Genomic DNA, 23,641 nt, shown 5'->3' with positions numbered 1-23,641 from the left:
GTGGAACCGTCACCGAACCGTTCGCGCGGGTCGCTCGCAGGGTCGACACCGACGGATGAACAGGACGAACTACCTCGTAAAGCGGCTCCTGCTGATGATTCCGGTGCTGTTGGTGATCTCCGTGGGCATCTTCCTGTTGCTGAAGCTCACGCCCGGCGACACGGTGTCGTCGCTGTTGCCGGCCGGCCAGCAGAGCCCCTCGCAGATCGCGTACGTCACCGAGAAGTACGGCCTCGACCAGCCCATCCACGTCCAGTACTACCGGTGGCTCGCGAACGCGCTCCAGGGCGACCTGGGCACGTCGTACTCGATGGAGGAGCCGGTGACGAAAGTCGTGTTGCGTTCGGCGTGGGCGACCGCGCAACTGGGCCTCATCGCGGCGGTTCTGGGGCTCCTCGTCGCGATTCCTATCGGACTGGTCAGCGCGGCGTACCACGGGAGTTGGGTCGACGAACTGGGACGACTCGTCTCGTTCGCCGGCATCAGCCTCCCCGCGTTCTGGGTCGGCATCGTCGTGATACTGGTGTTCTCGCTGTTCTGGCAGCAGTGGTTCGGCCAGACGTTCGTGCCGCCCGGCGGCTACGTCGCGCCCTCGCAGGGGCTCGTCCCGTGGTTCCGGCACGCCATCGCGCCGGCGGCGACGCTCGGCATCGGGTTCGCCGCCATCATGGTCCGACAGATTCGCTCGTCGATGATAGACGTCCTCGGCGAGGAGTACGTCCGGACCGCGCGGGCCAAGGGCGTGCGCGAGCGAATCGTGGTCGTCGTCCACGCCTTCCGGAACGGCCTCATCCCGGTCGTGACGGTGTTCGGCTTCCAGGTCGGCGTGCTGATGAACGGCGCGGTCGTCGTCGAACAGGTCTTCCAGTGGCCGGGCATCGGACGCCTGCTCTATCAGGCCGTGACGGCTCAGGACGTGCCGCTCGTCCAGGGCATCGTCCTGTTCGTCGCGCTGGTGTTCGTGGTACTGAATCTCGTGGTAGACATGTTGTACACGTATCTCGACCCGAGGGTGGAGTACTGATGACCGCCGAAAACGTACCTCGGCCGTCGCGGCGCGACCGTCTCGCGGACCGGCTCCGGAGCGCCAAGCGGACCTACGACCGCATGGGGCGGGCGGGTCGGGCGTCGCTGTGGCTCATCGCCCTGCTGGTGGCCACGGCTGCCTTCGCGCCGCTGGTCGCACCCTACGGCCCCATCGAGGAGAACTACGACCGGTCGCTCCAGTCGCCCTCGCTCGACCACCCCGCCGGCACGGACCTGACCGGGCGGGACGTGCTGTCCCGGATGATATTCGGGACTCGCGTCTCGCTTGCCGTCGGGGTCGGGGCGGTCCTGCTCGGGGTCCTGCTCGGGGTCCCGATAGGGAGCATCGGCGGCTACTACGGCGGGTGGATAGACGAGATAGCGATGCGGAGCATGGACGTGGTCATCTCGTTCCCCGCGCTCGTGCTCGCGCTCGCCATCATCGGCGTCGTGGGCGGGAGCCTGTGGAACCTGATACTCGTCATCGGCGTCGTCTTCTCGCCCCAGTACGCCCGCCTGATACACGGCGAAGTCCTCTCCATCAAGGAGTCCGAGTACGTGGAGGCCGCCGAGGGAATCGGGCTCGGCAACATCTCTATCCTCTGGCGACACGTCCTCCCGAACGCCGTCGGCCCGGTCATCGTTCAGGCGACGTTCCACGTGGCGCTGGCCATCATCATCGAGGCGTCGCTGTCGTTCCTCGGGCTGGGCGTCCAGCCGCCACAGCCGACGTGGGGCGTGATGATAGCCGACGGCCGCCGGTACCTGCCCGAGGAGTGGTGGATATCGGTGTTCCCCGGCTTCGCCATCATGATCACCGTCCTCGCGTTCAACCTGCTCGGCGACGGCCTGCGCGAGGTGTACGACCCGCAACTGGTGGACCAATGACAGGCACGACCGCTGCACGAACCGACGAATCGGACCTCGAGGAGTGGGAGCTCATCGCCCGCGACGACCCGTTGCTGTCCGTCCGCGACCTCCGCACGCACTTCCACACCGACGAGGGCGAGCTGAAAGCAGTCGACGGCGTCTCGTTCGAGATACAGGAGGGCGAGGTGCTGGGGCTGGTCGGCGAGAGCGGTTCGGGCAAGAGCGTCACGAGCCTCTCGCTGATGGACCTCGTCCGGTCGCCGGGCGAGATAGTCGACGGCGAGATACTGTACGACGGCGAGGACGTCCGGGAGATGAGTCCCGAGCGACTCCGAGCGCTCCGGGGCAACGAGATAGCGATGACGTTCCAGGAGCCGGGGTCCGCGCTCAACCCGGTGTTCGACGTGGGCTGGCAGATCGGCGAACCGCTCAGGGTCCACGAGGACCTGAAGCTGGAGGCCTCCCGTGAGCGGGCGGTCGAACTGATGCGGCAGGTCGGCATCCCGAGTCCCGAGGTGCGGGTCGACGACTACCCCTACCAGTTCAGCGGCGGGATGGCCCAGCGGGCGATGATAGCGATGGCGCTGGCCTGTGAGCCGAACCTGCTCATCGCGGACGAACCCACCACGGCGCTCGACGTGACCATCGAGGCGGGCATCCTCGACCTCATCCGGGACCTCACGGACTCGCTGGGGATGGCGACCCTGCTCGTGACCCACGACATGGGCGTGGTCGCGGAGCTGTGTGACAGGGTCGCGGTGATGTACGCGGGCCGCATCGTGGAGTACGGCGACGTCGAAACCGTGTTCGAGGACCCCCGACACCCCTACACCCAGGGGCTGCTCGGCTGCATCCCCGACCCCACCGCATCCACCCAGTCGCTCGACCCCATCGGCGGCGAACCGCCGGACCCCCGCGAGTTCCCGTCGGGGTGTCACTTCGCCGACCGCTGTCCCGCCAGCGTCGAGGAGTGTGAACGAACGGACCCGCGACTCAGGACCGTCGGCGAGGACCACTACAGCGCCTGCATCTGGGAGGACCCATGAGCGAGCGCGCCGACCCGCTCCTCGACGTGTCCGGACTCACCAAGCACTTCGCGCAGGACGACTCCCTGCTGCGGCGGCTCCGGCCCGACCAGTCGGTCCGAACCGTGAAGGCGGTCGACGGCGTCGACCTCGCGATTCGGGACGGGGAGACGGTCGGACTCGTCGGCGAGAGCGGCTGTGGCAAGAGCACGTTCGGCCGACTCGTCCTCCGGCTGCTCGAACCCACGGACGGGTCGATACGCTACCGGGGCCGAGCGGTCGACGAGTTCGACGCGGCCGCGCTCCGGGAGTACCGGAGTCAGGCCCAGATGATATTCCAGGACCCGTTCGGGTCGCTCAATCCCCGGTACACCGTCCGAAAGACGCTCGTCGAACCGATGGCGGTCCACGACATCGGGGACTCGACCACCGAGCGAGTGGGACGCGCCACCGAGTTGCTCGAACGGGTCCGACTGGGTCCGGAGTACCTCGACCGCCACCCCCACGAACTGTCCGGCGGCCAGCGCCAGCGGGTCGCCATCGCGCGGGCGCTCGCGGTCGAACCCGACTTCATCGTGGCCGACGAGCCGACCAGCGCGCTCGACGTGAGCGTGCAGGTCGAGATACTCGACCTCCTCGGCGAACTGCGCGAGGAGATGGACCTCACCCTGCTCTTTATCACCCACGACCTGAGCGTGGTCCGGCACGTGAGCGACCGAATCGCGGTGATGTACCTCGGGAATCTCGTGGAGGTCGGCGAGACCGAGGCCGTGTTCTCGAACCCGTCGCACCCCTACACCCAGGCCCTGCTGTCGAGCATCCCGAACCCCGACCCGTCGGCGACCTCCGAGCGCATCCCGCTGGAAGGCGACGTGCCGACCCCGATAGACCCGCCGTCGGGCTGTCAGTTCCATCCGCGTTGCCCGAAGATACTCCCGTCAGAGGAGTGGGCTCACGGCCAGCGGACGTGGCGGGAACTGTTCCGGCTGCGGACTCGGCTGGCCGGCGGGGACATCGACCCCGAGGCGATGCGGGAGACGCTCCGGGAGGCCGGCGAGCGGGCCGACGACGACGCCGTCGTCGACGCGCTGTACCGGAATCACGTCGCCGACCGGGTCGCGAATGCGACCGGCGAGTCCGTTCCCGACCCGGTGGCGACGGTGGCCCGCGAAGCCCTCTCGGCGTTCGTCGCGGGCGAGCGGGACGGTGCGGTCGGACGGCTGGAAGCCGCCGGCCTGACGACGGTCTGCGAGCGCGAGGAGCCGGAACTCGCCACGACCGAACACGGAAGCGAGGTGCGGTGTCACCTCCACTCGGACGTGGCTGGGGACCGCCCCGAAAGCGCGAAGCTCAGGGAGCGCGACAGGGAGAAGATTCTATAGACGGCGTGCGGACGCCGCCCGATTTTTGCGGGGGAGCCTCGAACGCCTTCTGCTGGACCCGGACAGCGACGGCCCGACCGCGTGTCGTTCCGTCGGAATCGACACTCGTAAACTGAATATCGCTATATCAAAATGGCTGTGCAGGTGTCGGGAGTTGCCGGTCGCAGGACCCACGCGGCGAGAGCCGAACTGCTCGGTACTACGGCGGTCTCCGGATGCGCGGTGTCGGGCGCGCGAACGCTCGATTCCGACCAATCGACACTATTATCTAATCTAACATGTCATGTAACCGCTAGCCGGATTGATGAACAGGAACGACGACATCGAGTTCGGACTGCTGAGTCTCGTCAACCTGCTTCCGCTGTTGGGATTCTTCGTGTTCGACTGGGAGTTCATCGTCCTCGGACTGCTCTACTGGCTCGACGCGGCGTTGTTGCTGGTGGTCTACAGCGGTTACGCGCTGTTCGCTCAACCCGAAAACCGGGTCGAAGAGCGCGAATACACGCTGTTGCCCGGCACGGTCGCAAACGACTACTGGAGCGAGAACCCCCGAACCGTCGCGGGGTTCTTGCCCCCGGTCTACACCCGGAACCTGCGAGTCATCATCCCGACGGTGCTGTTCGTGGGAGGGTTCGTAATGGTGGCCATCGGGTCGAGCTGGTTGGCGGGCGACCGGACCATCGGGGGGCGAGGCGGAGCCGGCGACCTCTTCGAGTTCCTGTCGGCGTTCTCGGCGTTCACCTCGCCGGTCGTGCTCGGAATCGCGTTTGCTATCTTCGCTACGCACGTCCTCACGCTCTACCGGCGCTACGTCCGCCACGGCCGACACGAGGAGCTGTCGGCGTACATGACGCTCGAACTGCCCGTCCGGTTCGTCCTCGTGTACGCGTCGGCCTTTCCCCTGCTCCTGTTCTACGCGCTCCTGGTCGCAGTGCTCACCGACCCCGTCCTGCCGGTGTGGGCGTTCGACCTGCTGTGGGCCGGGTCGTTCCTCGCGGTGAAACTCTCCTTCGAACGGGCTCGATTGCGCGCGGAAGTCCTCCCGGACCCCGGCGGCTACGCCGCGTGGTTCACGCCTTCAGACCCCTCGGAGACGGTGGAACTGTCGGGTCGAATCGCCCTCCGGTACGTCGCGACCCTCCTCGCCCTCCTCGTCGCCTTCGTGCTGGTCGCGTTCTCCAGTTCCCGCTAGCTCGAATCCCGACCGAGGTCAGTTCGAGCGGTCGCCCCGGATTCGTCGCCCGCGTACTCCGTGTACCGAACCCACAGCGCGAGCAGGCTCGGCAACACCAGCACGCTCGCGAGGAAGGCGTACGCGATGGCGACGCTGGTGACGAACCCGAACCGCCGGAGCGAGGGCACCAGCGCGAGGACGAGGACGCCGAACCCGCCGGCGGTCGTGACGGCGCTGGCGAGCAGCGCGCCGCCGGTGCCCCGCACCGTCCGACCGAGCGCGGCGATGGCGTCCCCGCCGTCGAACTCGTCGACGAACCGCTCGCCGACGTGGATTGCGTAGTCGACGCCGATGCCGATGCCGATGGCGGCGATGATGGCCGTCTCCGTGGTGAACGGGATGCCCGCCAGATACATCGTGCCGAACAGCCACGCCTGGGCCAGCACGACCGGAGCCACGACGACCGCGCCCAGCGTGAGCGCGTCGTAGCGATACCGGAATATCAGCGTCAGGAACGCGAGGATGACCGCGAACGTGACGACGAATCCCTCGACCAGCGTCGCGAGCAGGCCCCGCTGGACCAGTTCGTCGACGATGGGTCGACCGGTCGCGGTCACCGTCAGGTCGGTCCCCGACTCCATCGCGGACGCGACCGCCCGCATCTCCTCGGTGACGGTCCGGGTGTCCGCGCCGCCCGACAGCCCCACCGAGAGGCGGAGCGAACGGTACTCCCCGCCCTCGCGGTGGATGGTAGCGCTGGCCGCCTCGGGCGCGGCTTCGTAGACCGCGTCGTAGAGCGCCGCCAGGTTCTCGTCGGGCACGCCGTCGCCGTCGGTGTCGGCCTCGGCGACCATCGCCGCGACCGTCTCGTTCGACGCCGCGACCGACGAGATAGTGTCGAGCGGCCCCGTCAGTTGGAGGCTCCCGTCGGCCAGTTCGGCCGGCGTGGACGCGTTCGCCAGTCCGTCTCGCCCCGCCGCGATTCGGTCGAGCGTCGACGGGTCGGTCACCGGCCCCTCTATCAGGAACTCGGCTCGGGACCGGTCGCGCGACTGGGCGAACGACTCGTCGACGTAGGCGGCGTTCGCTCGGAGGTCGTAGTCGCTGGGCTGGAACGGGCCGGGCAGCGAGTCCATCCAGTCGGGCGAGTCTCGGGGGAGGAAGTCGCGCTGGTCGAGCGAGGTGTCGATGTCGGTCGCCGCGACGCCGCCCGCGACGCCCAGCACGAGCGCGACCGCGAGGACGGCGTACGGCGCGCGCCGGGCGAGGCCGGCTCCGACGCCGAGCGCGTCGCCCACCGCGCCGCCGCGACCGAACGCCGGCCGTCGGCGCGAGAACCCGGCCCGTTCGAGCGCGCCGTCGAGTTCGACCTTGAGCGCGGGCACCAGCAGCCCGAAGACCAGAAACGCCGAGACGATGCCCGCGCCGCTGACGACGCCGAACTCCCGGATGGACGCGAGCGGGCTCACCGCGTTCGAGAGGAATCCGACCGACGTGGTGAACGTGGCCGCGCCGATGGCGACCACGACGCCAGCGAGACCGCGCCGCATCGCTTCCCGGGGCGTCGCGTCGGGGTCGTCGGCCCGCGCCTCCCGATAACGCATCACGACGTGGAGCGCGTAGTCGATGCCGAGTCCGACCAGCAGGAACGGGACCGCGATGAGAATCTGGGTCATCCCGATGCCCGCCCAGCCCATGAACCCGCCCATCCACGCGAGCACGAGTCCGACGCCGACCACGCCCAGAATCACGTCGAAGATGTCCCGGTACGCGACGCCGAGCGCGAGCAACATCAACACGAGCGCGGCCGGCGAGATGACCGCGAAGCTCTCGCCGGTGGCTTGCGTGCTCTCCTCGTCGACGATTGCCGAGCCGAAGACGAAGCTGTCGGTCGACTCGAACGTGGTCTCGGCGAGGTCCTGTAGCGCGAGTTGCGCGTCGCTCACGTCCCCGGGCAGGTCGTCGCCGGTCGCGCCGCTGGTGTCCTGGAACACGAACAGCACCCGTCCGGTCGCGGTCGTCGACCCCGGCTCGTAGTCGGTCGGCAACAGCGAGTAGGGGTCGACGGGGCCGGCCGCCTGCGCGTCGGGAGCCAGCACGCGCTCGACGGTGGCCGCGACCTCCGACTCGGACATCGACTCCAGTCGCTCTATCTGGGCGTCGAGCGACACAGGGGTCCCGCGTTCGGCCGTCGCCGAGGCCCCGGTCGACCCGTTCCCGGCGCGGGACTCCCGGACGGCCGCCGTCGCCACGAGGTTCGAGACGCCGGTCATCGGCCGGCGCTCGCGCAGGGTCGCGTTCACCTCGGGGTCGGCGAGCGCGGCCCGCTGGAAGCGCAACGATTCCAGTAGCGACGCCTTCGAGAGGACGTTCTCGCCGCGCACCACCACCTGTACCGTGGTCGCGTTCTCGCCCTCGGTCGTGAAGTTGCGCTGGAGCGCGTCGTACTTGGCGGCTTCCGTGGAATCGGACTCGAAACTCGTTATCGAGAGCCCCGCGTCGAAATCGGCCGCGCCGCTGCCGACGACCAGCGTGGCCACCAGCAGGACCGCTATCACGGCCCTGCTGTGGTCGGTCACGAACGCGGCGAACCGGTCTGCGAGCGTCATCGGACGACCGTAACGCCCGATTCGACATAAATATTGTACATTTCTACTAAATCTCTCGAATCGAGTCCCGGGCAACTGATAGGGCCGGCGGTCGAAACGCCGACCGACGGACGCGATTCGGCCGACACAATCCATGAGCACGCAAGACGCAGTCGCGGCGTTGAAACGGCTCGGCCTGCCCAACTACCAGGCGCGGGTCTTCGTCGCGCTCCAGCAGTTGGGAACCGGGACCGCCCAGGAGGTCAGCGACGTCTCGGAGGTGCCCCGCTCGCAGGTGTACGGCGCGGCCGACGACCTGGTCGAACGCGGGCTGGCCGAGGTCGCCGAGTCCTCGCCCAAGCGCTACCGACCGGTGAGTCTGGCCGCGGCCCGCCAACAGCTCACCGAGCGACTGGACCGCGAGCGCGAGCGCGCCTTCGAGAACCTCTCGGAACTCCGGACGACCACGACCGAGCGCGCCGACGACCGCGCCGTCTCGACGCTCCGGGGCCGACGACCCATCGACGACCGCATCGCCGAGTTGATAGGGACGGCCGACTCGACGGTCGTCTTCGTCGCGCCGGCGGGCGACTCCCTCTCGGGGCGAATCGAGGCTGCGCTCCGCGACCGAGCGGCCGACGGCGTGGACGCCACCGTCGTCACCGCCGAGGAGGCCGAGCGCGAGCGCTTCGCGGACAGTCCCATCCGGGTCGTCGTGATGGACGAGGACAATCCGGCCGACTTCGCCGGCCGGGCGCTGACGGTCGACGACGGGACCGTCCTGCTCTCGGTCGCGACCGACGACGACGCGGTCGAGGAGGAGGCCATGTGGACCGCCAGCACCACAATCGGTCCCATCCTCGCCCAGTTCATGCAGTCGGGCATCCAGTCCGGCATGGACCGGAATCCCCCCGGGTGAGCGGTCCCGTCCCGCCGGGCGGTCTCCGCGCTGCCGTCCATTTTTGGCAAACCTAAAAATACAAATGCGGGCCGCCACAACGGCCGAACAGCATGAAAACCGACGGTCCTGGGACGGACGGAGCGCCGAACGCGACGCCCGACGGCGCGGACCGCGACGAACGTGCGGGCCACGCGGACCCGAGCGCCACCGACGCGGACGAGTACACCTTCGACGACCTGAGCGTCGTCATGGGGACCTACAACGAGGAGGAAGCGGTCGGGACGGTGCTGGACGACGTCGAGCGCGTCACCGACGGCCGCGCGGAAGTGGTCTGCGTCGACGGCTCGACCGACCGCACGCCCGAGATAGCCCGCGAGCGCGGCGCGCGAGTCGTCCGACAGGAGCCACAGGGGTACGGCGTCGCGGTCCGCGAGGCGCTGCTGGCGGCCGACCGGCCGGTCGTCGTGACCACCGACTGCGACGACACCTACCCGATGGAGCAGCTCCCCGAGTTCCTCGACGCCATCAATCGGGGCTACGACGTGGTGAGCGGCGACCGGCTCTACTGGGGTGCGGCGGCGATGCCCGACCTCAACCGACTGGGCAACCGGGCGTTCGCGGCGCTCGCGAGCCTTCTGATGGGCGAGCGGGTCCGCGACACCACGACCGGGATGCGGGCGTACCGCCGCGAGGTGGTCGAGGACATCGCGTGGACCGAGAACACCGGGCTGTCGGCGGAACTGCTGATTCGTCCGCTGATGCGGGGCTACGACGTGCGCGAACTCCCCATCGAGTACGACGAGCGCGCGGGCGAGACCAAACTCGACCCGCTCACGGGCGGGGCAGCCATCGCCAAGTCCATCGTGACGGTGTGTCTGGCCGAGCGCCGACGATAGCAGTGAGCGCCGACGCGACCGCGGGGCGGACGCGAGCGGCCGCCACTCGATACTTACGCGTCCCCGTCGAACGCGTCGCATGGCGAAGGCAGCCATCGTGATTCTGGCGGGGACCGAATCGCACGCCGACCGGGGTCGCGTCCTCAACGGGCTTCAGGCCGCCGGGGAGTTCTCCTCGACGCGGGGCGACCAACTCGAACTGATATTCGACGGTGCCGGGACCCAGTGGGTCCCCGAACTCGAAGACGAGGACCACGAGTACCACGCGCTCTACCGGTCGGTCCGCGACGACATCGCGGTCTGTGACTACTGTACCGACGCGTTCGGCGTGGGCGAGGCGGTCGACGACGCGGGCCTGCCGCGACTCGACGACTACGAAGGTCATCCGAGCGTCCGGTCGCTGGTCGACGCCGAGTTCGAGATAATCACGTTCTGAGCCGCCGGCGAGGTCGGGAGCGCCGCCGTGCCGAGTGTCGCGGGGGCTCCAGCGGGCCAACGACTTTCTCCCCGCGAGTCCTACGACGCGGCGTGAGCCTCTACGAGCGACTCGCCGACCTGCCGCTCTCGGTGGCGTCGGTCGACTACGAGCGCCGCGAGCGCGAGACGACCAAGTTCACCCGCGCGACCACCGTGGTCTCGCTGTCCGGCCCCGAGGGCGCGGTCGGGCGCGGCGAGGACGTGACCTACGACGCCGACCGCCACCCGATTCCCGACGCGTTCGACCTCGCGGGCGAGTACACCCTCGACTCGTTCTCGGTCGCGATGGCCGACCGCGACCTCTTTCTCGACGGCGCGGTCGACGACGACCACTTCCACCACTACCGGCGGTGGGCGTTCGAGAGCGCCGCGCTCGACCTCGCGCTCCGCCAGAACGACACCCACCTCGGGGCGGAACTCGGCCGCGAGTACGACCCCGTCCGATTCGTCACCAGCCCGCCGCTCGGCGACCCGCCGACCGCCGGCCCGGTCCGGCGGTGGACGAACCGGGACCCGGACCTCGAGTTCAAGCTCGACGTCGACGACGGCTGGACCGACGACCTCGTGGCCGACCTCGCGGGCGCTGGCGTGCGCGTGGTCGACTTCAAGGCCCACTACGAGGACAGCGAGGTCGCGGGCAGCGTCGACCCCGACCGCTATCTCCGGGTTGCCGAGGCGTTCCCCGACGCGATTCTCGAAGACCCGGCGTGGACCGACGGGACCGCGGCGGCGCTCGACGACGCCCGCGACCGCGTGTCGTGGGACTACCCCATCACCGACGTCGGGAGCGTCCGCGAGTTGCCGTTCGAGCCGTCGTGGCTCAACGTCAAGCCCTCCCGGTTCGGCTCAGTCTCGTCGCTGCTCGAAACCGTCGAGTACTGCGCGGAGCGCGGCGTCCGGATGTACGGCGGCGGACAGTTCGAACTCGACGTGGGTCGCCGACAGCTCCACCTGCTCGCGTCGCTGTTCTACCCCGACTCGCCCAACGACGTGGCTCCGTCGGCGTACAACGACCCGGACCCACCCGAGCAACTGCCGGGGAGTCCGCTGTCGGTCGGCGAGGTCCGGGGATTCAGGTAGGCACTCGGCGGGCGTCGTCAGTCCGTCGTTATCTCGAACCGGGTCCCCACGCCGGGCGCGTCCGCCGGGCGGTCCGGCAGCTCCTCGCAGCCCTCGCTCTCGCAGATGGACACCTCCCAGTCGTGGGCCTCGACGATGCTCTTGACGATGGAGAGGCCCAGCCCCGAGCCGTCGTCGGCGGTGGTGTGGCCGTGTTCGAACACCTTCTCGCGCTCGTCGGCGGGGATGCCCGGCCCGTCGTCCTCGACGTAGAAGCCCCGCGCCAGCGACCCGACCCGGACCGTGACGTCCTCGCCGACGTGTTCGACGGCGTTCCGGAACAGGTTCTCGAACAGCTCCTGCAGGCGGCCGCGGTCGGCCGCTATCTCGCCGAGGTCGCCGGCCACGTCGAGGGTCGCCTCGCCGGTCGAGACGGTCGACCACGCCCGCCGGACGACCGATTCGAGGTCCGACCGCTCGGCGTCGTCGACGTCCTGGCCCTGTCGGGCGAGCTTCAGCAGGTCCCCGATGAGCGACTCCATCCTGTCGAGCGCCGCCTCGGTCTTCTCGAAGTGGCGGTCCGCGCCGGTCTCGCGCGCGAGTTCGAGGTGGCCCTGCGCGACGTTCAGCGGGTTGCGCAGGTCGTGAGAGACCACGCTGGCGAACTCCTTGAGCCGCTCGTTCTGGCGCTCGACCTTCCGCTTGCGCTGTCTGCGCTCGGTGACGTCCCGGGCCGACCCGAGGTAGGCGCGCTCGCCGTCGTAGGTGATAGCCTGCGCGCTGACCTCGACGTAGCGCACGTCGCCGTTCTTGTCCCGTATCCGCACCTGGTAGTGCGTGGCGTCGTCGTCGCCCGGCTCCCGCTCGGTGATGTGTTGCTGGGCCCGGTCGCAGTCGCCCTCGTGGACGATATCCCAGACCGCCATCTCGAGGAGTTCGTCCCGGCTGTATCCGGAGAGCTCGGTGCATCGGTCGTTGACGAACTCGAACTCCCCGTCGAGGTGGATGAAGATGGCGTCGTGGCTCCCCTCGACGAGGGTGCGATACTTCTCCTCGCTCTCGCGGAGCGCCGACTGGGACTCGATGCGGGAGACGACCTCGGTGACGTGCGACAGCAGCAACTCCGCGAGTTCGAGGTCGTCGTCGTCGAACGCCCCGGCCTCGCGCGAGCCCGCCTGAAAGACGCCGTGGTCGCCCACCGGAGCGCTCAGGATGGAGCGGTACTGCTCCTGAACGGGCTCGGCCTCGTCCATCGTCCGGACGTCGGAGATGACGAACGACTCGCGGTTCTGGAACGTCCGGCCGGCCAGCCCCGTGTCGGCCTCGAGCGCGTCGTAGCCGTCGTTGGGCATCTCCGAGGAGGTCACTTTCGGCACGAGGTAGCCGTCCTCCTCGACGTCGATGCCACAGATGTCGAACTCCAGGATGCCCTCGGCGGCCGCCACGCCCAGGCGGTACACCTCCTGCTCGGACGTGCAGGCCTCCATCCGGGAGGCGACCTCGTGGAGCTCCTCTATCTTCCGCTTCTCCTCGCGTAACTGTTCACTCATGTTCGTCTCCCGTTCCGCTCCGGACGGCGGCCGAACGGTCTCGCGGGGACCGCTTCGGGGAGCGGTCGGCGACGCCGCTCGCGCGAGTCGGCTCCCATCGGTCGATGAGCCTCCCCCCGCCGCGCACGACTCCGGGGCGAAGATTCACGACCGGCAACAGATTAATCCAACTCGTCGAGCGCACTCTATGCCACCGTAGCGGTCCATCCGTAATAATAGGTACTATTCGGGCCAACGCCTGCCGGTCGCCGATCTCGTCGGCCTACGAGGGTTGACTCCGTACCCGGAGCGACGCCCGACAGCGCCGGGGCGCTGACGGTGGGCGATACCCGCCGGGGTCCTCGGGAGTCACCACTTGGTCTGGCCGTCCTCGGTGGTCTCGCCGAGCCACAGCAGGTGAGCGTAGGGCACGAACGCGAGGAAGTCGCCGTCCTCGCCCCGAAGTTCGACGCCCTCGTCGCCCCGGTCGTAGTCGTCGCAGGGTATCTGCTCGCCGTCGGAAATCTGGGCCTTGTACATCGACAGTACCGCCAACGAGCGGCGACAAATGGTTGTCGGCGGTCGACGGCCCCGCGTAGCTTGAGGGACTCCCACCCGTTGATTTTCCCCGCCCGCGCTAGAATCTCAGGGAGACACTTTCACCGATTCGCGTCCTGTATAAGGTATGGCAAAGGGGAACGAAAGCAGTACGGATGGGGAGCCTGCCGTCTCGGGCGCCGAGACCCGCGAACGGGCCGACGACAGCGAGCGCGACGACGACTCCGAGGGACGCAAGCAGATATATCACCGAAAGCTCGCGCCCGACGCCGAGGAAGCGAACCGGAGCCTGCTCAGACTGATCGCCAACCTCGAACGCTGCGAGGTGACCGAACTGCCGCCGCTGTACGAACAGGTCGACCACCTCGTCGAGAAACTCTTCACGGCACCGCCGCCGTCTGACGCGCAGGCCGAACTGGCGTTCTCCTACTACGGCTACCGCGTCGAACTCGACCAGTCGGGGAACGTCTCGCTCATGAAACTCGCGGGCGAGCCGCCCGTCGACCCCGAGGAGTGAGGACCCCTCCAGCGAGGGGGGTCGCTCGCGCCCGACGTCACTGCCGCACTCGGCCTCGGCCTCGCGGTCGTCCAGCCGCCCGGCGAGTTCGCTCCAGCGACCCATGCGTCGGTCAGTCCGACCGCCCCGGATAAAGGCGGCGTGAGTCCGTTCGGACAGGTCGAGCGGGCGAGTCGTTCGGCCCGGACCCTGGCGGGCCCCGGTGGGTTCTGCAACCATTAAGAGGCGCGAGCGTCACCCCTCGGGTATGCGACTGGAGGAGTACTGGGGCGTCGGGCCGAAGACCCGAGAGCGCCTCGAAGCCGACCTCGGCACCGAGCGCGCCGTCGAGGCCATCGAGTCGGGCGAGGTCCGGACGCTCGTCTCGGCGGGGCTCTCCCGCGGCCGAGCCACTCGAATCCTCCGGCGAGCCAACGGCGGCGAGGGGATGGCGGTGCTGTCGACCCGGGACACCCGCGCCGTCTACAAGGAACTGCTCGACGTGGCCAGCGACTACGCCGTGACCGAGGACGCCGCCGACCGCATCCGGGTGCTGACGCCGCTGCTACAGCGCGAGGCCGCCGAGGACCGGCTGGTCGACGTGATGGCGGCGGTCGAGTCGTGGCGCGAGTTGGACGACGAGGCGCGCGAATCCGTGCTCGCGGCGTTCGCCGAGTACGCCGAGGACGACGCCGTCGGGCCGGAGGAGGCCGCGGTCCGGACCGCGCTGGCGCTTCGGGACGCGGGGCTGTCGTCGGGCGCGTTCTCGCGCGTCGCCGACATCGACCGCGACGACCTCGAAACCGCCGCCGGCGCGCTCCGGGACCTCGACGGCGGCGACGTGGCCCGCGGCGTCGACGACGAACTCGACGACCTCCGTGACGCGCTCGACGCGACGGAGGCGCTCTCTGCGGACTCGCTCGACGCGATGGCCGAGATACGCGAGGAGGCCCGCGGCGGCGCGGAGTTCTCCGAGGTCGTCGTCGACTACGTGTCGAGCGAGACGGGAGCGGGCTACCGGCGGGTCCGGGACGCCACGCCCGACGAGGCGGTCGACGCGACCGATTTCGTCGACGCCACGCTCCGGGACCTGACCGGCGACCTCCGGGAGGCGGTCGGGGAGCGCGAGCGCTCGGTGGCCCGGCGACTCCGGGGCCGCATCGCCGAGTCGCGCGAGGCCGTCGACGCCGCCGCCGACGCGACCTCGGACCTGGCGTTCCACCTCTCGCTGGCCCGGTTCGCGGTCGACTTCGACCTCGCGCGCCCGACGTTCGTGGAGTCGGGGTTCGCGGTCCGGAACGCGCGGAACGTCTCGCTCGAAGCCGGCGGCGCGGACGTCCAGCCGGTCAGCTACGCGGTGGGCGACCACGACGTGTCCGGCGGCGACCCGAGCGCGCCCGCCGACTCGGCCGCCCACGCGGGACCGACGCCGCCGAGCGGCGACCGGGTCGCGGTCCTGACCGGCGCGAACTCCGGCGGGAAGACGACCCTGCTGGAGACGCTGTGTCAGGTCGCGTTGCTCGCCCAGATGGGCCTGCCGGTGCCCGCCGAGGCCGCAGAGGTGTCGGTCTCCGACGACGTCGTGTTCCACCGGCGGCACGCCAGTTTCAACGCGGGCGTGCTGGAGTCCACGCTCCGAAGCATCGTCCCGCCGCTGACCGAGGGGTCGAACACGCTGATGCTGGTCGACGAGTTCGAGGCCATCACCGAACCCGGGAGCGCGGCCGACCTGCTCCACGGGCTGGTGCGGCTGACCGTCGACCGGGGCGCGCTCGGGGTGTTCGTCACCCACCTCGCCGACGACCTCAAGCCACTGCCCGAGAAGGCCCGGAAGGACGGCATCTTCGCGGAGGGGCTGGACGCGGACCTCGACCTCGTGGTGGACTACCAGCCCAGATTCGGGACCGTCGGCAAGTCCACGCCGGAGTTCATCGTCTCGCGGCTGCTGGCCGGGTCCGAGGACCGCGCCCAGCGGGCGGGCTTCGAGACGCTGGCCCGGGCCGTCGGCGAGGAGGCGGTCCAGCGCACGCTCGACGACTGGTCGCCGGAAGCCGGCGTCGACGACTGAGCGACGGTCGAGACGCGCGCTACGGCTCACAGTCTACGCCGGCGCGCGCTGGCGCGGCCCTCGTGGCCGCGCCAAAACGTGCGAGGGAGGCGACCGCGTTTATGCGGTCGCCGAGGCTGGGGAGGCGTGAGGCTCCTGCTGTGCGGTCGCGGTGCCGGGCGGATGCGGTCGCGGTGCCGGGCGGATGCGGTCGCGGTGCCGGGCGGATGCGGTGCCGGGCGGTCGCGATGCTGCAAGCTGCGGTGCTGTGCGGTGACTCCTCGGCTCAAGCAGTAGTAGCAACTCGAATCCTACGTCTAACGGACCAGCTCGGAGCCAGAACGGCTCACCTCTCACTGACGCACCGACGACGCGGAACACCCAATTCCTTACTCCTCGCTCTCCTCGGGCGGTTCGCCCTGTCCGTCCTCGATGGTTATCTCGGTCGGCTCGCTGTCGGCGTCCTGCCACTCGGTCGACGGCCCGCCGCGTCGCGAGCCGAGGACGTAGCCCGCGGCGAACGCGAGCGCGAGGAGTGCGATGCGACCGAACGACGAGCCGCCGGCGTCGGTTCGTTCGTCCATACCCACCCCGACGGGAGAGAGCGACTTTGGGGTTGTGGTGGCCGACCTTCAGCCCTCGTGGCGTCGCACCTTGTCGAGAAAGCCAGTGAGCGGCTCCCGGATGGTGATTTCGGTTACCTGCCCCGCGTCGTCGTCGTAGGTGATGATGCCCGCCTCCTCCAACTTCGGGAGGTGAGTGTGGTGGAGCGCGGTCGCGATGTGGGTCCGGGTTATCATCGACACTCTGTCGGGGGGCTGCTGGAACTCCCGGCCGGCGACCTGGTCGGTCAGGTCCTCGAGCGCCACGGGGTCGGGCAGGCCGTCGAGGCAGGCGAGCGCGTGGCGGCGATATCGGTCGCTGAGAAGCGTGAGCACCTCGTCGATTCCGGGCGGCCCGCCGCGGTCGTCCTCGCTCGCGGCGGAATCGCCGGTCATATCCGACGATTTTCCTTCTCGCTTAAACAGCTATCGCATTCGGGCGACGGAGCGGGAATCGCGCCGTGCGGCGGTCTACCCCAGACTGCCCTCCATTTCGAGTTCGATGAGGCGATTGAGTTCGACGGCGTACTCGATGGGGAGTTCCTCGGTGATGGGTTCGATGAACCCAGAGACGATCATCTGCTTGGCGTCGTCGTCGTCCAACCCCCGCGATTGGAGGTAGAACACGTCCTCGTCGCCGATCTTCCCGACGGTGGCTTCGTGGGCGACGTCGACCTTCGACTCGTCGATCTCCATGTACGGCATCGTATCGCTGGTCGACTCGTTGTCGAACATCAACGCGTCACACTCCACGCTCGTCGAGGCGTTCTCCGCGCCCTCCGAGATGTGGACGAGACCGCGATAGTTCGTCCGCCCACCGTCCTTACTGATGGACTTGGATTCGATGGTGGAGTTGGTGTCGGGGGCGTTGTGGTAGACTTTTGCGCCCGTGTCGATGTTCTGGCCTTCGCCCGCGAACGCGATGGTGATGTTGTTCGCGCTCGCCCCGCGACCCTTCAGGATGGTGCAGGGGTACAGCATCGTGGCTTTCGAGCCCATACTGCCGGACACCCACTCCATCCGCCCGCCCGATTCGACGAGCGCGCGCTTGGTGTTGAGGTTGAACGTGTTCTTCGACCAGTTTTGGACCGTACTGTACTGGACGTGGGCGTCCTCGCCCACGAACACCTCGACGCCGCCACTGTGGAGGTTGTGCGTGCCGTACTTCGGAGCCGAACAGCCTTCGATGTAGTGGACCTCGCTGCCGGGTTCCGCGATGATGAGGGTGTGTTCGAACTGGCCCATCCCCTCGCTGTTCATCCGGAAGTACGCCTGGACGGGCATGTTGACCGTCACGTCCTCGGGGACGTACACGAAACTGCCGCCCGACCAGACGGCGCCGTGCAAGGCCGCGAACTTGTTGTCGCTCGGGGGGACACACGACGTCATGAAGTGCTCTTTGACGAGGTCTTCGTGTTCTTGGACGGCTTCGTCCATGTTGCAGAACACGACGCCTTTCTCCTCCCAGCGTTCCTGCATGTTCTGGTAGACGACCTCGGACTCGTACTGGGCACCCACGCCCGAGAGGGCTTCGCGCTCGGCGTCCGGGATGCCGAGTTTCTCGAAGGTGTCCTGGATTTCGTCGGGCAGGTCCTCCCAGTCGTCCGCGCCCGAACGTTTGTCGACGTCCGGCCGAATGTAGGGTACGATCTCCTCGACGTCCAGCTCGGTCAGGTCGGGTTGGCCTGGCCAGTCGGTCGGCAGCGGCATCTCCTGCCAGTGCTCTAAGGCCCGGAGGCGTCGGTCGAGCATCCACTCGGGCTCGTCTTTGTCCTCGCTGATGAGGCGCACGACCTCCTCGGTCAACCCCTTCTCCGACCGCACCGCCGAGTGCTCCTCTTTCTTGAACGCGAACCGCTCCTCCGTGTTGGTGTCCTGAAGCTCTTCGCTACTCATGTACTCGTACGTGGTACCGAAGCGCCTTAACTACGGGGTCGAACGCGGCGTCGAAGAAACCGGAAATCGTTACGGAGCGTCCCTCGGTGTGGTAATTTCGGTTGCGATTCGACCGGGCGACGGCTCGGTCGTGGTCGTCGTTAGGCTTCGCTGGTGTCGCTCGCGTCGGCGTCGACGCTGGCGTCGGTCCGACTGACCTCCGACTCGGAGGGACTCACGTCGGGGTCGGTCATCTCTTCGAGTTCGGTCTCTATCTCTTGGCGACCCTTCTTGAACTCGCCCATCGCTTCGCCGGTCGAGCGCGCCAGTTTTGGAATCTTGTTCGCGCCGAACAGCAGGACGGCGATGAGGAGTATCACCATCATCTCCATCCCGCCCGGAATCGGTCCGAACAGTGGAATCATCTCTACCATCTATCTTCAGCGACCGCCTCCTCACTTGTAGGCTTTTCCCCACGTGGGGCGACCGCGTGCGGGCCGACCGACCGCGACCTGCGAGCGCCGACAGTTCTTTTCCACAGGTCGTCGTTACGGCTGTCATGGGGGACGTAGCATCCGACGACCTCGCCGAGCAGTTGACCAGTAGCTGTCGCACCTCGGTCGGCGACGAACTCCGGAGCGTGACGTACTTCACCGAAGCCGACGAGCAACAGCTCTACCTCCGCGAGGACCTCGAAGCGGGCGCGGACATCGTGGGCTTCGCCGACGACGAGCGACTGGGGTTCCGGACCCAGACCGACTACGATACGAGCGAACTCGGCGAGTACCTGTTCACGGTCCGGGCGTTCGAGCGGGGCTACCTCACGCGGGTCATCGTCGGCGACCACGGCGCGTTCGTCACCACCGACGAGATGGGGATGGGCCAGTTCGAGGAGTTGGCCTCGGCGGTGCGGTCGGTGCTGGCCGACGCGGAGTCGTGAGGGCTCTCGTCGCTCCGATACGCCGACGATTAACTCGTTCCTGAAATACTAAACCCCTCCCCGACCAAACGCAGAGCATGACGCTCAGCGTCGGAGTTCTCGGCTATCGGTTCATGGGCAAGGCCCACGCGAACGCGCTCGCTCGCCTGCCGATGTTCTTCCCGGAGGCACCGGAGGTCGAACGCAGCGTGTTGGTCGGTCGCGACGAGGACGCGCTCGCGGACGCGGCCGACCGGCTCGGCTTCGAGCGGACGGCGACCGACTGGCGCGACGTGGTCGACGAGGTCGACGCCTTCTACAACCTCGGGCCGAACCACGTCCACGCCGAGCCCTCTATCGGCGCGCTGGAGGCCGGCACGCCGGTCCTCTGCGAGAAACCCCTTGCCAACGACCTCGAAAGCGCCGAGCGAATGGCCGCGGCGGCCGAGAAGGCAGGGGACGGAGTCCCGACCGCCACCGCGTTCAACTACCGGTTCGTGCCGGCCATCCAGTACGCGAAGAACCTCATCGACGCGGGCGAACTCGGCGAGATTCGACATTTCCGGGGGCGCTACCTGCAGGACTGGCTGGTCGACCCCGAGGAGCCGTGGTCGTGGCGCAACGACGCCGAGATGGCCGGCAGCGGCGCGCTGGGCGATCTGGGCGCACACACCCTCGACCTCGCGCGCTTCCTCGTCGGCGACGTCGAGCGCGTCTCGGGGCACTGCCGGACGTTCGTCGACGAGCGACCCGTGGAAGATTCAGACGAGACGCGCGAGGTCACGGTCGACGACGCCTACTCCGCGCAGGCCGAACTGGCGGGCGGCGTGATGGCGACGTTCGAGGCCTCGCGGTTCGCGACGGGCCACAAGAACGACCACGCAATCGAGGTCCACGGCTCGAAGGGCAGTCTGAAGTTCTCGCTGGAGCGACTGAACGAACTGGAGGTCCTGCGGGAGGGCGACCGTGGGTATCAGACGATTCTGGTCACCGACGAGGACGACCCGTACGTCGAGCACTGGTGGCCGCCGGGCCACGTCATCGGCTGGGAGCACACCTTCGTCCACGAGAACTACGAGTTCTTGTCGGCAGTGGCGGGAGAGTCTGAGGACTATCAGCCGGACTTCGCGGACGGACTGGCGGTCCAGCGCGCACTGGCGGCGATTCAGGAGAGCGACGAGCACGGGGAGTGGGTCGAGGTGGAGTGACTTATTCGGATTCGTCACCATCTTAGACGGCGTCGTTGGCTCCGCGAACTGAAACGGTCCCTGACCAACTCTTCCGGGAGAGATCCTTTATAAATAACAATAAAATCTGTAGGCCAAATGGTTTATATGGGGATTAGAATCTCAATAGTTTCTAATTAGAATATGTGGATGGGCGAGCGGTAGATTACTTATGCGGCGGCTTCTTCGAGGAACCTGTCAACACGGTCCTTCGTCAACCGTGTTTCCGCATCCATACTCATGTTGTGGAGGCTGTAGATGTTTCCTTCATTGATTGCGTACTCTACGCCTTCGAACACTTCATCCTCTTCGTTGTATTCTAGGTTGTCGCCGTAGACTTGGACGTGTTCTCCGGTTTCTATCTGTAGTTGGCTGGCTTTCATCGCCATATCGATAATTGGGTCACCTGATTCGCCTTCCGGAATATGTTTGTTGTAAATCTGTTCGAGTACCGGGTCACTGATAGAGATAGCTGTTTTGTCTATCTGTTCTGTGTCGCTTCGATCGATGAACCCGAGAAGTGGATGTACTGCTATCTTTTTCTCTTGTTCGTATGTTTGTATTCTTGAAGTGTCGCTTACTTGTTCTTCTCCTTTGTAGCCTTGGATGAATGCGTTGTATCCTCCTCTGGCGCCTGGAGGTACTTTTGTTTCATCGTTGTTGATTGGTAGGGTCCAGTTGTCTGTTGTGTCGACGAACCACCAGTTGAACTCTCCGTGTGTTTCGCCGTCGAAGTGGGTGTATTCTGTATCTGTTTTTTCTGGGTCTGCGTAGGCCATTACTGTTCCGTGGTTGCCTTCGTTGACGTATGTGGTTTCGATTATGTTTTCGTTGTCCGGGTTTTCGTCGTGGAGTTCGTTACAGATTTTTTGGAGTGTTGATGCGAGGTGGTCGTTTTCCGTACTCCAGTTAGTGAAATTGTTTTCGAGGTAGTGTACGTGGAGTGCGTTTCTTCCGAAGCTGAGTATTTCCTGTATTCTGTCGGTGTTTTGGAAGTCGTTTAGGTTCCATGTCCCGTCGTCTTCCTCAGAGTTAGGGTATTCAACGCTGCTTCCGTACTTGCTTCCTTTGTACTGTTCTTGTATTTGTTGTTTGTCTCCGTCTCGGAGATCAGCAATTAGCGTTGGGTACACCATTTCGTCGTTCCAGATTTCCTGTTGTTCTTTGATGGTGTTTCCGTTGAATGCTTCCAGTGGCTGGTTGAATTGGAGGTTGTCCCATTTTCTGTCTGTGGAGTAGTCTGAGTGTGGTGTGTCTACTTTCCAGGTCTGGGTTTCAGGGGTGAATGTGGAGGTGTATTGCTGTGTCCGCTCCTTCTGATCGGTAACTCTCGTGGTGAACGTGTTTTCGCCGGGGCCAATCAGTCTCTGTGGAAGGTCATATACGACAGGTATTTGCTCTCCACCACCTGAATCCTCATGGACCTGCTTTGGCTGATCCATGTGTCCGTTATCGAAACGGACAACGATGGACTCGATTCCGTCCAAATCCTTAACCTTAGCTTTGATTCGGGCACTGCGCTCTCTGTTGTCCTCGGTAACGATGGGAAGGAGATTGCGATTTTCGTGGTCCCGAACCGTTACTGTCGCCTCCCGATTGACTGTCGTTGTAGTCGTCCAGTGCGTCGTTTCGGGTGGCTCCGCCGACTCTTCAGGTTCCTCCCCGCTACAACCAGCGAGTACAGTGGTTATCGCTACTCCAATGCTTCGGAGGACTGTCCGGCGATTTGGTTGTCCCTTGCCCCGGCGGGAAGCGGCCGAGTCGAGAACTCCGCGGTGAGATTTGTCCATCGGTGTCGACTCTGTTGGCTCCATATTATCACTCGCTGATAAAAAGCTGGCTGATAGACGGAGCAATTCGTCACGGAGGAGGCGACTCGACTCAGTCCGGCTCAGAACTCCCGAACGCCCTCGTCGGTGACCACCGAGTCGAGCAGGTCGGTCGGCGTCGCGTCGTAGGCGGGGTTCTCGATGGCGAAGCCCTCTGCGGGTTCGAGCAGCACCTCGCTGGGCGACCGGAAGTCGTTTTCGAAGCGGAACCCCTCGCCGACCAGCTTTGCCGACGAGCCGATCACGGTCACGGGCACGTCGACCTGCGCGGCGGTCGCGGCCAGCGGGAAGGTGCCCACGCGGTTGTAGAGGGTGTCGTCGACGATGCAGTCCATCCCGAGCAGCACGCGGTCGCAGTCCGGCAGGAAGTGGCCCGACGCCCCGTCGACGATGAGGTGGGCGTCCACGCGGTCCATCGCGGCGAGCGTGCGAGCCGTCTTGCGGCCGAGGTATCGCGGTCGAGCCTCGGTGACGTACACCGTCAGATACCGCCCGTCGGCGACCGCGCGCTCGATGGTCTCCAGCACGGTCGAGGAGTAGTCGTGGGTCAGAATCGTCGCGCCGTCGGGCACGAGCGCCAGCGCGTTCTCGGCGGCCCGGCGCTTTGCGGTCTCGACCTGCTCGACCACGTCGTCTATCGCGGACTGGAGGCTCTCTTTCGCGTCGGCGACCGAGCCGTGGTCGGCGTCGGTGACCATCGAGACGACCGCGCGCTGGGTGGTCACCAGCGACGCGTGGGAGGGGTTGGCCCGCCGGAGCGCCGAGGAGTTGCGTTCGAGGTCGCGCTCGAAGTCCGCTATCGAGGCGAACTCGCGGTCGAGCAGGCCCGCCAGCGCGCGGGCGGCCTTCACCGCGACCACCGAGGAACTGTGGGTCTGCATCTCCCGAATCTCCTCGACCGTCTCGTCTATCATGTTCGAAAGGTGTCCGGCGCGGGCCAAAGGTCTTGCTTCTCGACCCGGGCTGTCGGTTCCGCCTTCCGACTGCGCTCGGCGATACTCTCCGACTACGCTCGGTGAGCCGCCGGTCCGGCGCATGCGGTGCTGTGCGTTGTTGTGCGGTACTGTGACTCCGAGGTCTCGGCCGAAGCTAGCACCGAGACGTCGTCTGTTCTCGTTCGAGCCAGTTTGAAGCTAGCGTCTCCCTCGACCGATGAGTACCG

The 23,641-nt window shown here is 66.9% G+C and carries 22 protein-coding genes; 13 read left to right on the top strand and 9 right to left on the bottom strand.

Going from position 1 to position 23,641, the window contains the following annotated elements; all coding sequences use genetic code 11:
* The first annotated feature begins 55 nt into the window (after positions 1-55).
* The 5 genes from EPL03_RS16800 to EPL03_RS16780 all read left to right on the top strand — a co-directional run bounded on the left by EPL03_RS16800 (position 56) and on the right by EPL03_RS16780 (position 5,495).
* Entirely contained in the window at positions 56-1,024 is a 969-nt protein-coding gene (locus tag EPL03_RS16800; protein WP_135830498.1) for an ABC transporter permease, read from the top strand.
* Positions 1,024-1,914: an ABC transporter permease gene (locus EPL03_RS16795; RefSeq protein ID WP_135830497.1), complete on the top strand. Its 891-nt coding sequence runs from the start codon at positions 1,024-1,026 to the stop codon at positions 1,912-1,914. The genes EPL03_RS16800 and EPL03_RS16795 overlap by 1 nt, the downstream gene beginning before the upstream one ends.
* A complete protein-coding gene (locus tag EPL03_RS16790; protein ID WP_135830496.1) occupies positions 1,911-2,942 on the top strand; it encodes an ABC transporter ATP-binding protein in 1,032 nt (343 codons plus the stop codon). The genes EPL03_RS16795 and EPL03_RS16790 overlap by 4 nt, the downstream gene beginning before the upstream one ends.
* A complete protein-coding gene (locus EPL03_RS16785) occupies positions 2,939-4,303 on the top strand; it encodes an ABC transporter ATP-binding protein (protein WP_135830495.1) in 1,365 nt (454 codons plus the stop codon). The genes EPL03_RS16790 and EPL03_RS16785 overlap by 4 nt, the downstream gene beginning before the upstream one ends.
* A gap of 304 nt (positions 4,304-4,607) precedes the next feature.
* Entirely contained in the window at positions 4,608-5,495 is an 888-nt protein-coding gene (locus tag EPL03_RS16780; protein ID WP_135830494.1) for a DUF6498-containing protein, read from the top strand.
* On the opposite strand, the gene EPL03_RS16775 is transcribed toward EPL03_RS16780, so the two are convergent.
* The gene (locus EPL03_RS16775; RefSeq protein WP_135830493.1) at positions 5,492-8,086 is read right to left on the bottom strand and encodes an efflux RND transporter permease subunit; all 2,595 of its coding nucleotides are present in this window, start codon (positions 8,084-8,086) and stop codon (positions 5,492-5,494) included. The genes EPL03_RS16780 and EPL03_RS16775 overlap by 4 nt on opposite strands.
* 133 nt (positions 8,087-8,219) lie before the next feature.
* Between EPL03_RS16775 and EPL03_RS16770 the strand changes: the two genes are divergently transcribed.
* The 4 genes from EPL03_RS16770 (at position 8,220) to EPL03_RS16755 (ending at position 11,419) form a co-directional block, all read left to right on the top strand.
* Positions 8,220-8,984, top strand: a complete 765-nt coding sequence (locus EPL03_RS16770) for a TrmB family transcriptional regulator (RefSeq protein WP_135830492.1) — start codon at positions 8,220-8,222, stop codon at positions 8,982-8,984.
* Positions 8,985-9,214: 230 nt separating this feature from the next.
* Entirely contained in the window at positions 9,215-9,862 is a 648-nt protein-coding gene (locus EPL03_RS16765) for a dolichyl-phosphate hexose transferase (RefSeq protein WP_244605300.1), read from the top strand.
* Between the two features lie 79 nt (positions 9,863-9,941).
* On the top strand, positions 9,942-10,298 hold the full coding sequence (locus EPL03_RS16760) for a hypothetical protein (protein ID WP_135830490.1): 357 nt from the start codon (positions 9,942-9,944) through the stop codon (positions 10,296-10,298).
* 92 nt (positions 10,299-10,390) lie between these two features.
* The gene (locus EPL03_RS16755) at positions 10,391-11,419 is read left to right on the top strand and encodes an enolase-like domain-containing protein (RefSeq protein ID WP_135830489.1); all 1,029 of its coding nucleotides are present in this window, start codon (positions 10,391-10,393) and stop codon (positions 11,417-11,419) included.
* 17 nt (positions 11,420-11,436) lie between these two features.
* Here the strand turns inward: EPL03_RS16755 and EPL03_RS16750 are convergent, their stop codons facing one another.
* Entirely contained in the window at positions 11,437-12,948 is a 1,512-nt protein-coding gene (locus tag EPL03_RS16750) for a PAS domain S-box protein (protein ID WP_135830488.1), read from the bottom strand.
* Between the two features lie 348 nt (positions 12,949-13,296).
* Complete coding sequence (locus EPL03_RS20190; protein WP_168216294.1) at positions 13,297-13,467, bottom strand: hypothetical protein; 171 nt, start codon at positions 13,465-13,467, stop codon at positions 13,297-13,299.
* Between the two features lie 145 nt (positions 13,468-13,612).
* Here EPL03_RS20190 and EPL03_RS16745 point away from each other — a divergent pair, with 145 nt between their 5' ends.
* Together EPL03_RS16745 and EPL03_RS16740 are read left to right on the top strand one after the other, a co-directional pair.
* The gene (locus EPL03_RS16745; RefSeq protein ID WP_135830487.1) at positions 13,613-14,002 is read left to right on the top strand and encodes a HalOD1 output domain-containing protein; all 390 of its coding nucleotides are present in this window, start codon (positions 13,613-13,615) and stop codon (positions 14,000-14,002) included.
* 247 nt (positions 14,003-14,249) lie between these two features.
* Positions 14,250-16,049: a MutS-related protein gene (locus EPL03_RS16740; RefSeq protein WP_135830486.1), complete on the top strand. Its 1,800-nt coding sequence runs from the start codon at positions 14,250-14,252 to the stop codon at positions 16,047-16,049.
* A 368-nt stretch (positions 16,050-16,417) separates the two neighbouring features.
* On the opposite strand, the gene EPL03_RS16735 is transcribed toward EPL03_RS16740, so the two are convergent.
* The 4 genes from EPL03_RS16735 to EPL03_RS16720 form a co-directional block, all read right to left on the bottom strand.
* The gene (locus tag EPL03_RS16735; protein ID WP_135830485.1) at positions 16,418-16,612 is read right to left on the bottom strand and encodes a hypothetical protein; all 195 of its coding nucleotides are present in this window, start codon (positions 16,610-16,612) and stop codon (positions 16,418-16,420) included.
* A 48-nt stretch (positions 16,613-16,660) separates the two neighbouring features.
* Positions 16,661-17,026, bottom strand: a complete 366-nt coding sequence (locus EPL03_RS16730) for a DUF7344 domain-containing protein (protein WP_135830484.1) — start codon at positions 17,024-17,026, stop codon at positions 16,661-16,663.
* A gap of 75 nt (positions 17,027-17,101) precedes the next feature.
* Positions 17,102-18,526, bottom strand: a complete 1,425-nt coding sequence (gene sufB / locus EPL03_RS16725; protein ID WP_135830483.1) for a Fe-S cluster assembly protein SufB — start codon at positions 18,524-18,526, stop codon at positions 17,102-17,104.
* A gap of 140 nt (positions 18,527-18,666) precedes the next feature.
* Positions 18,667-18,939 carry a Sec-independent protein translocase subunit TatA/TatB gene (locus EPL03_RS16720; protein WP_135830482.1) on the bottom strand — a complete coding sequence of 91 codons (273 nt, stop codon included), beginning with the start codon at positions 18,937-18,939 and terminating at the stop codon, positions 18,667-18,669.
* 125 nt (positions 18,940-19,064) lie between these two features.
* Here EPL03_RS16720 and EPL03_RS16715 point away from each other — a divergent pair, with 125 nt between their 5' ends.
* A complete protein-coding gene (locus EPL03_RS16715; protein ID WP_135830481.1) occupies positions 19,065-19,445 on the top strand; it encodes a DUF7522 family protein in 381 nt (126 codons plus the stop codon).
* A 77-nt stretch (positions 19,446-19,522) separates the two neighbouring features.
* Positions 19,523-20,632, top strand: coding sequence for a Gfo/Idh/MocA family protein (locus tag EPL03_RS16710; protein WP_135830480.1), 1,110 nt, complete (start codon positions 19,523-19,525; stop codon positions 20,630-20,632).
* Between the two features lie 188 nt (positions 20,633-20,820).
* On the opposite strand, the gene EPL03_RS16705 is transcribed toward EPL03_RS16710, so the two are convergent.
* Both EPL03_RS16705 and EPL03_RS16700 read right to left on the bottom strand, forming a co-directional pair.
* A complete protein-coding gene (locus tag EPL03_RS16705; RefSeq protein WP_135830479.1) occupies positions 20,821-22,464 on the bottom strand; it encodes a hypothetical protein in 1,644 nt (547 codons plus the stop codon).
* Positions 22,465-22,541: 77 nt separating this feature from the next.
* A complete protein-coding gene (locus EPL03_RS16700; protein ID WP_135830478.1) occupies positions 22,542-23,393 on the bottom strand; it encodes a translation initiation factor eIF-2B in 852 nt (283 codons plus the stop codon).
* Positions 23,394-23,641: the final 248 nt, after the last annotated feature.

Origin of the sequence: Halorussus halobius (assembly GCF_004765805.1) — an archaeon.
GTDB classification, from domain to species: Archaea; Halobacteriota; Halobacteria; order Halobacteriales; family Haladaptataceae; genus Halorussus; species Halorussus halobius.
Note: the sequence above shows the minus strand (reverse complement) of the source record. Positions and strands in the feature narration are given on the sequence as shown.

What these genes read in the sequence shown, in the direction of transcription:
- EPL03_RS16800 (WP_135830498.1), top strand. Translation starts at nt 56, where the DNA reads ATGAACAGGACGAACTACCTCGTAAAGCGGCTCCTGCTGATGATTCCG.
- EPL03_RS16730 (WP_135830484.1), bottom strand. Translation starts at nt 17,026, where the DNA reads ATGACCGGCGATTCCGCCGCGAGCGAGGACGACCGCGGCGGGCCGCCC.
- EPL03_RS16780 (WP_135830494.1), top strand. Translation starts at nt 4,608, where the DNA reads ATGAACAGGAACGACGACATCGAGTTCGGACTGCTGAGTCTCGTCAAC.
- EPL03_RS16705 (WP_135830479.1), bottom strand. Translation starts at nt 22,464, where the DNA reads ATGGAGCCAACAGAGTCGACACCGATGGACAAATCTCACCGCGGAGTT.
- EPL03_RS16790 (WP_135830496.1), top strand. Translation starts at nt 1,911, where the DNA reads ATGACAGGCACGACCGCTGCACGAACCGACGAATCGGACCTCGAGGAG.
- EPL03_RS16785 (WP_135830495.1), top strand. Translation starts at nt 2,939, where the DNA reads ATGAGCGAGCGCGCCGACCCGCTCCTCGACGTGTCCGGACTCACCAAG.
- EPL03_RS16715 (WP_135830481.1), top strand. Translation starts at nt 19,065, where the DNA reads ATGGGGGACGTAGCATCCGACGACCTCGCCGAGCAGTTGACCAGTAGC.
- EPL03_RS16795 (WP_135830497.1), top strand. Translation starts at nt 1,024, where the DNA reads ATGACCGCCGAAAACGTACCTCGGCCGTCGCGGCGCGACCGTCTCGCG.
- EPL03_RS16750 (WP_135830488.1), bottom strand. Translation starts at nt 12,948, where the DNA reads ATGAGTGAACAGTTACGCGAGGAGAAGCGGAAGATAGAGGAGCTCCAC.
- EPL03_RS16775 (WP_135830493.1), bottom strand. Translation starts at nt 8,086, where the DNA reads ATGACGCTCGCAGACCGGTTCGCCGCGTTCGTGACCGACCACAGCAGG.
- EPL03_RS20190 (WP_168216294.1), bottom strand. Translation starts at nt 13,467, where the DNA reads ATGTACAAGGCCCAGATTTCCGACGGCGAGCAGATACCCTGCGACGAC.
- EPL03_RS16760 (WP_135830490.1), top strand. Translation starts at nt 9,942, where the DNA reads ATGGCGAAGGCAGCCATCGTGATTCTGGCGGGGACCGAATCGCACGCC.
- EPL03_RS16720 (WP_135830482.1), bottom strand. Translation starts at nt 18,939, where the DNA reads ATGGTAGAGATGATTCCACTGTTCGGACCGATTCCGGGCGGGATGGAG.
- sufB (WP_135830483.1), bottom strand. Translation starts at nt 18,526, where the DNA reads ATGAGTAGCGAAGAGCTTCAGGACACCAACACGGAGGAGCGGTTCGCG.
- EPL03_RS16700 (WP_135830478.1), bottom strand. Translation starts at nt 23,393, where the DNA reads ATGATAGACGAGACGGTCGAGGAGATTCGGGAGATGCAGACCCACAGT.
- EPL03_RS16765 (WP_244605300.1), top strand. Translation starts at nt 9,215, where the DNA reads ATGGGGACCTACAACGAGGAGGAAGCGGTCGGGACGGTGCTGGACGAC.
- EPL03_RS16710 (WP_135830480.1), top strand. Translation starts at nt 19,523, where the DNA reads ATGACGCTCAGCGTCGGAGTTCTCGGCTATCGGTTCATGGGCAAGGCC.
- EPL03_RS16745 (WP_135830487.1), top strand. Translation starts at nt 13,613, where the DNA reads ATGGCAAAGGGGAACGAAAGCAGTACGGATGGGGAGCCTGCCGTCTCG.
- EPL03_RS16740 (WP_135830486.1), top strand. Translation starts at nt 14,250, where the DNA reads ATGCGACTGGAGGAGTACTGGGGCGTCGGGCCGAAGACCCGAGAGCGC.
- EPL03_RS16770 (WP_135830492.1), top strand. Translation starts at nt 8,220, where the DNA reads ATGAGCACGCAAGACGCAGTCGCGGCGTTGAAACGGCTCGGCCTGCCC.
- EPL03_RS16735 (WP_135830485.1), bottom strand. Translation starts at nt 16,612, where the DNA reads ATGGACGAACGAACCGACGCCGGCGGCTCGTCGTTCGGTCGCATCGCA.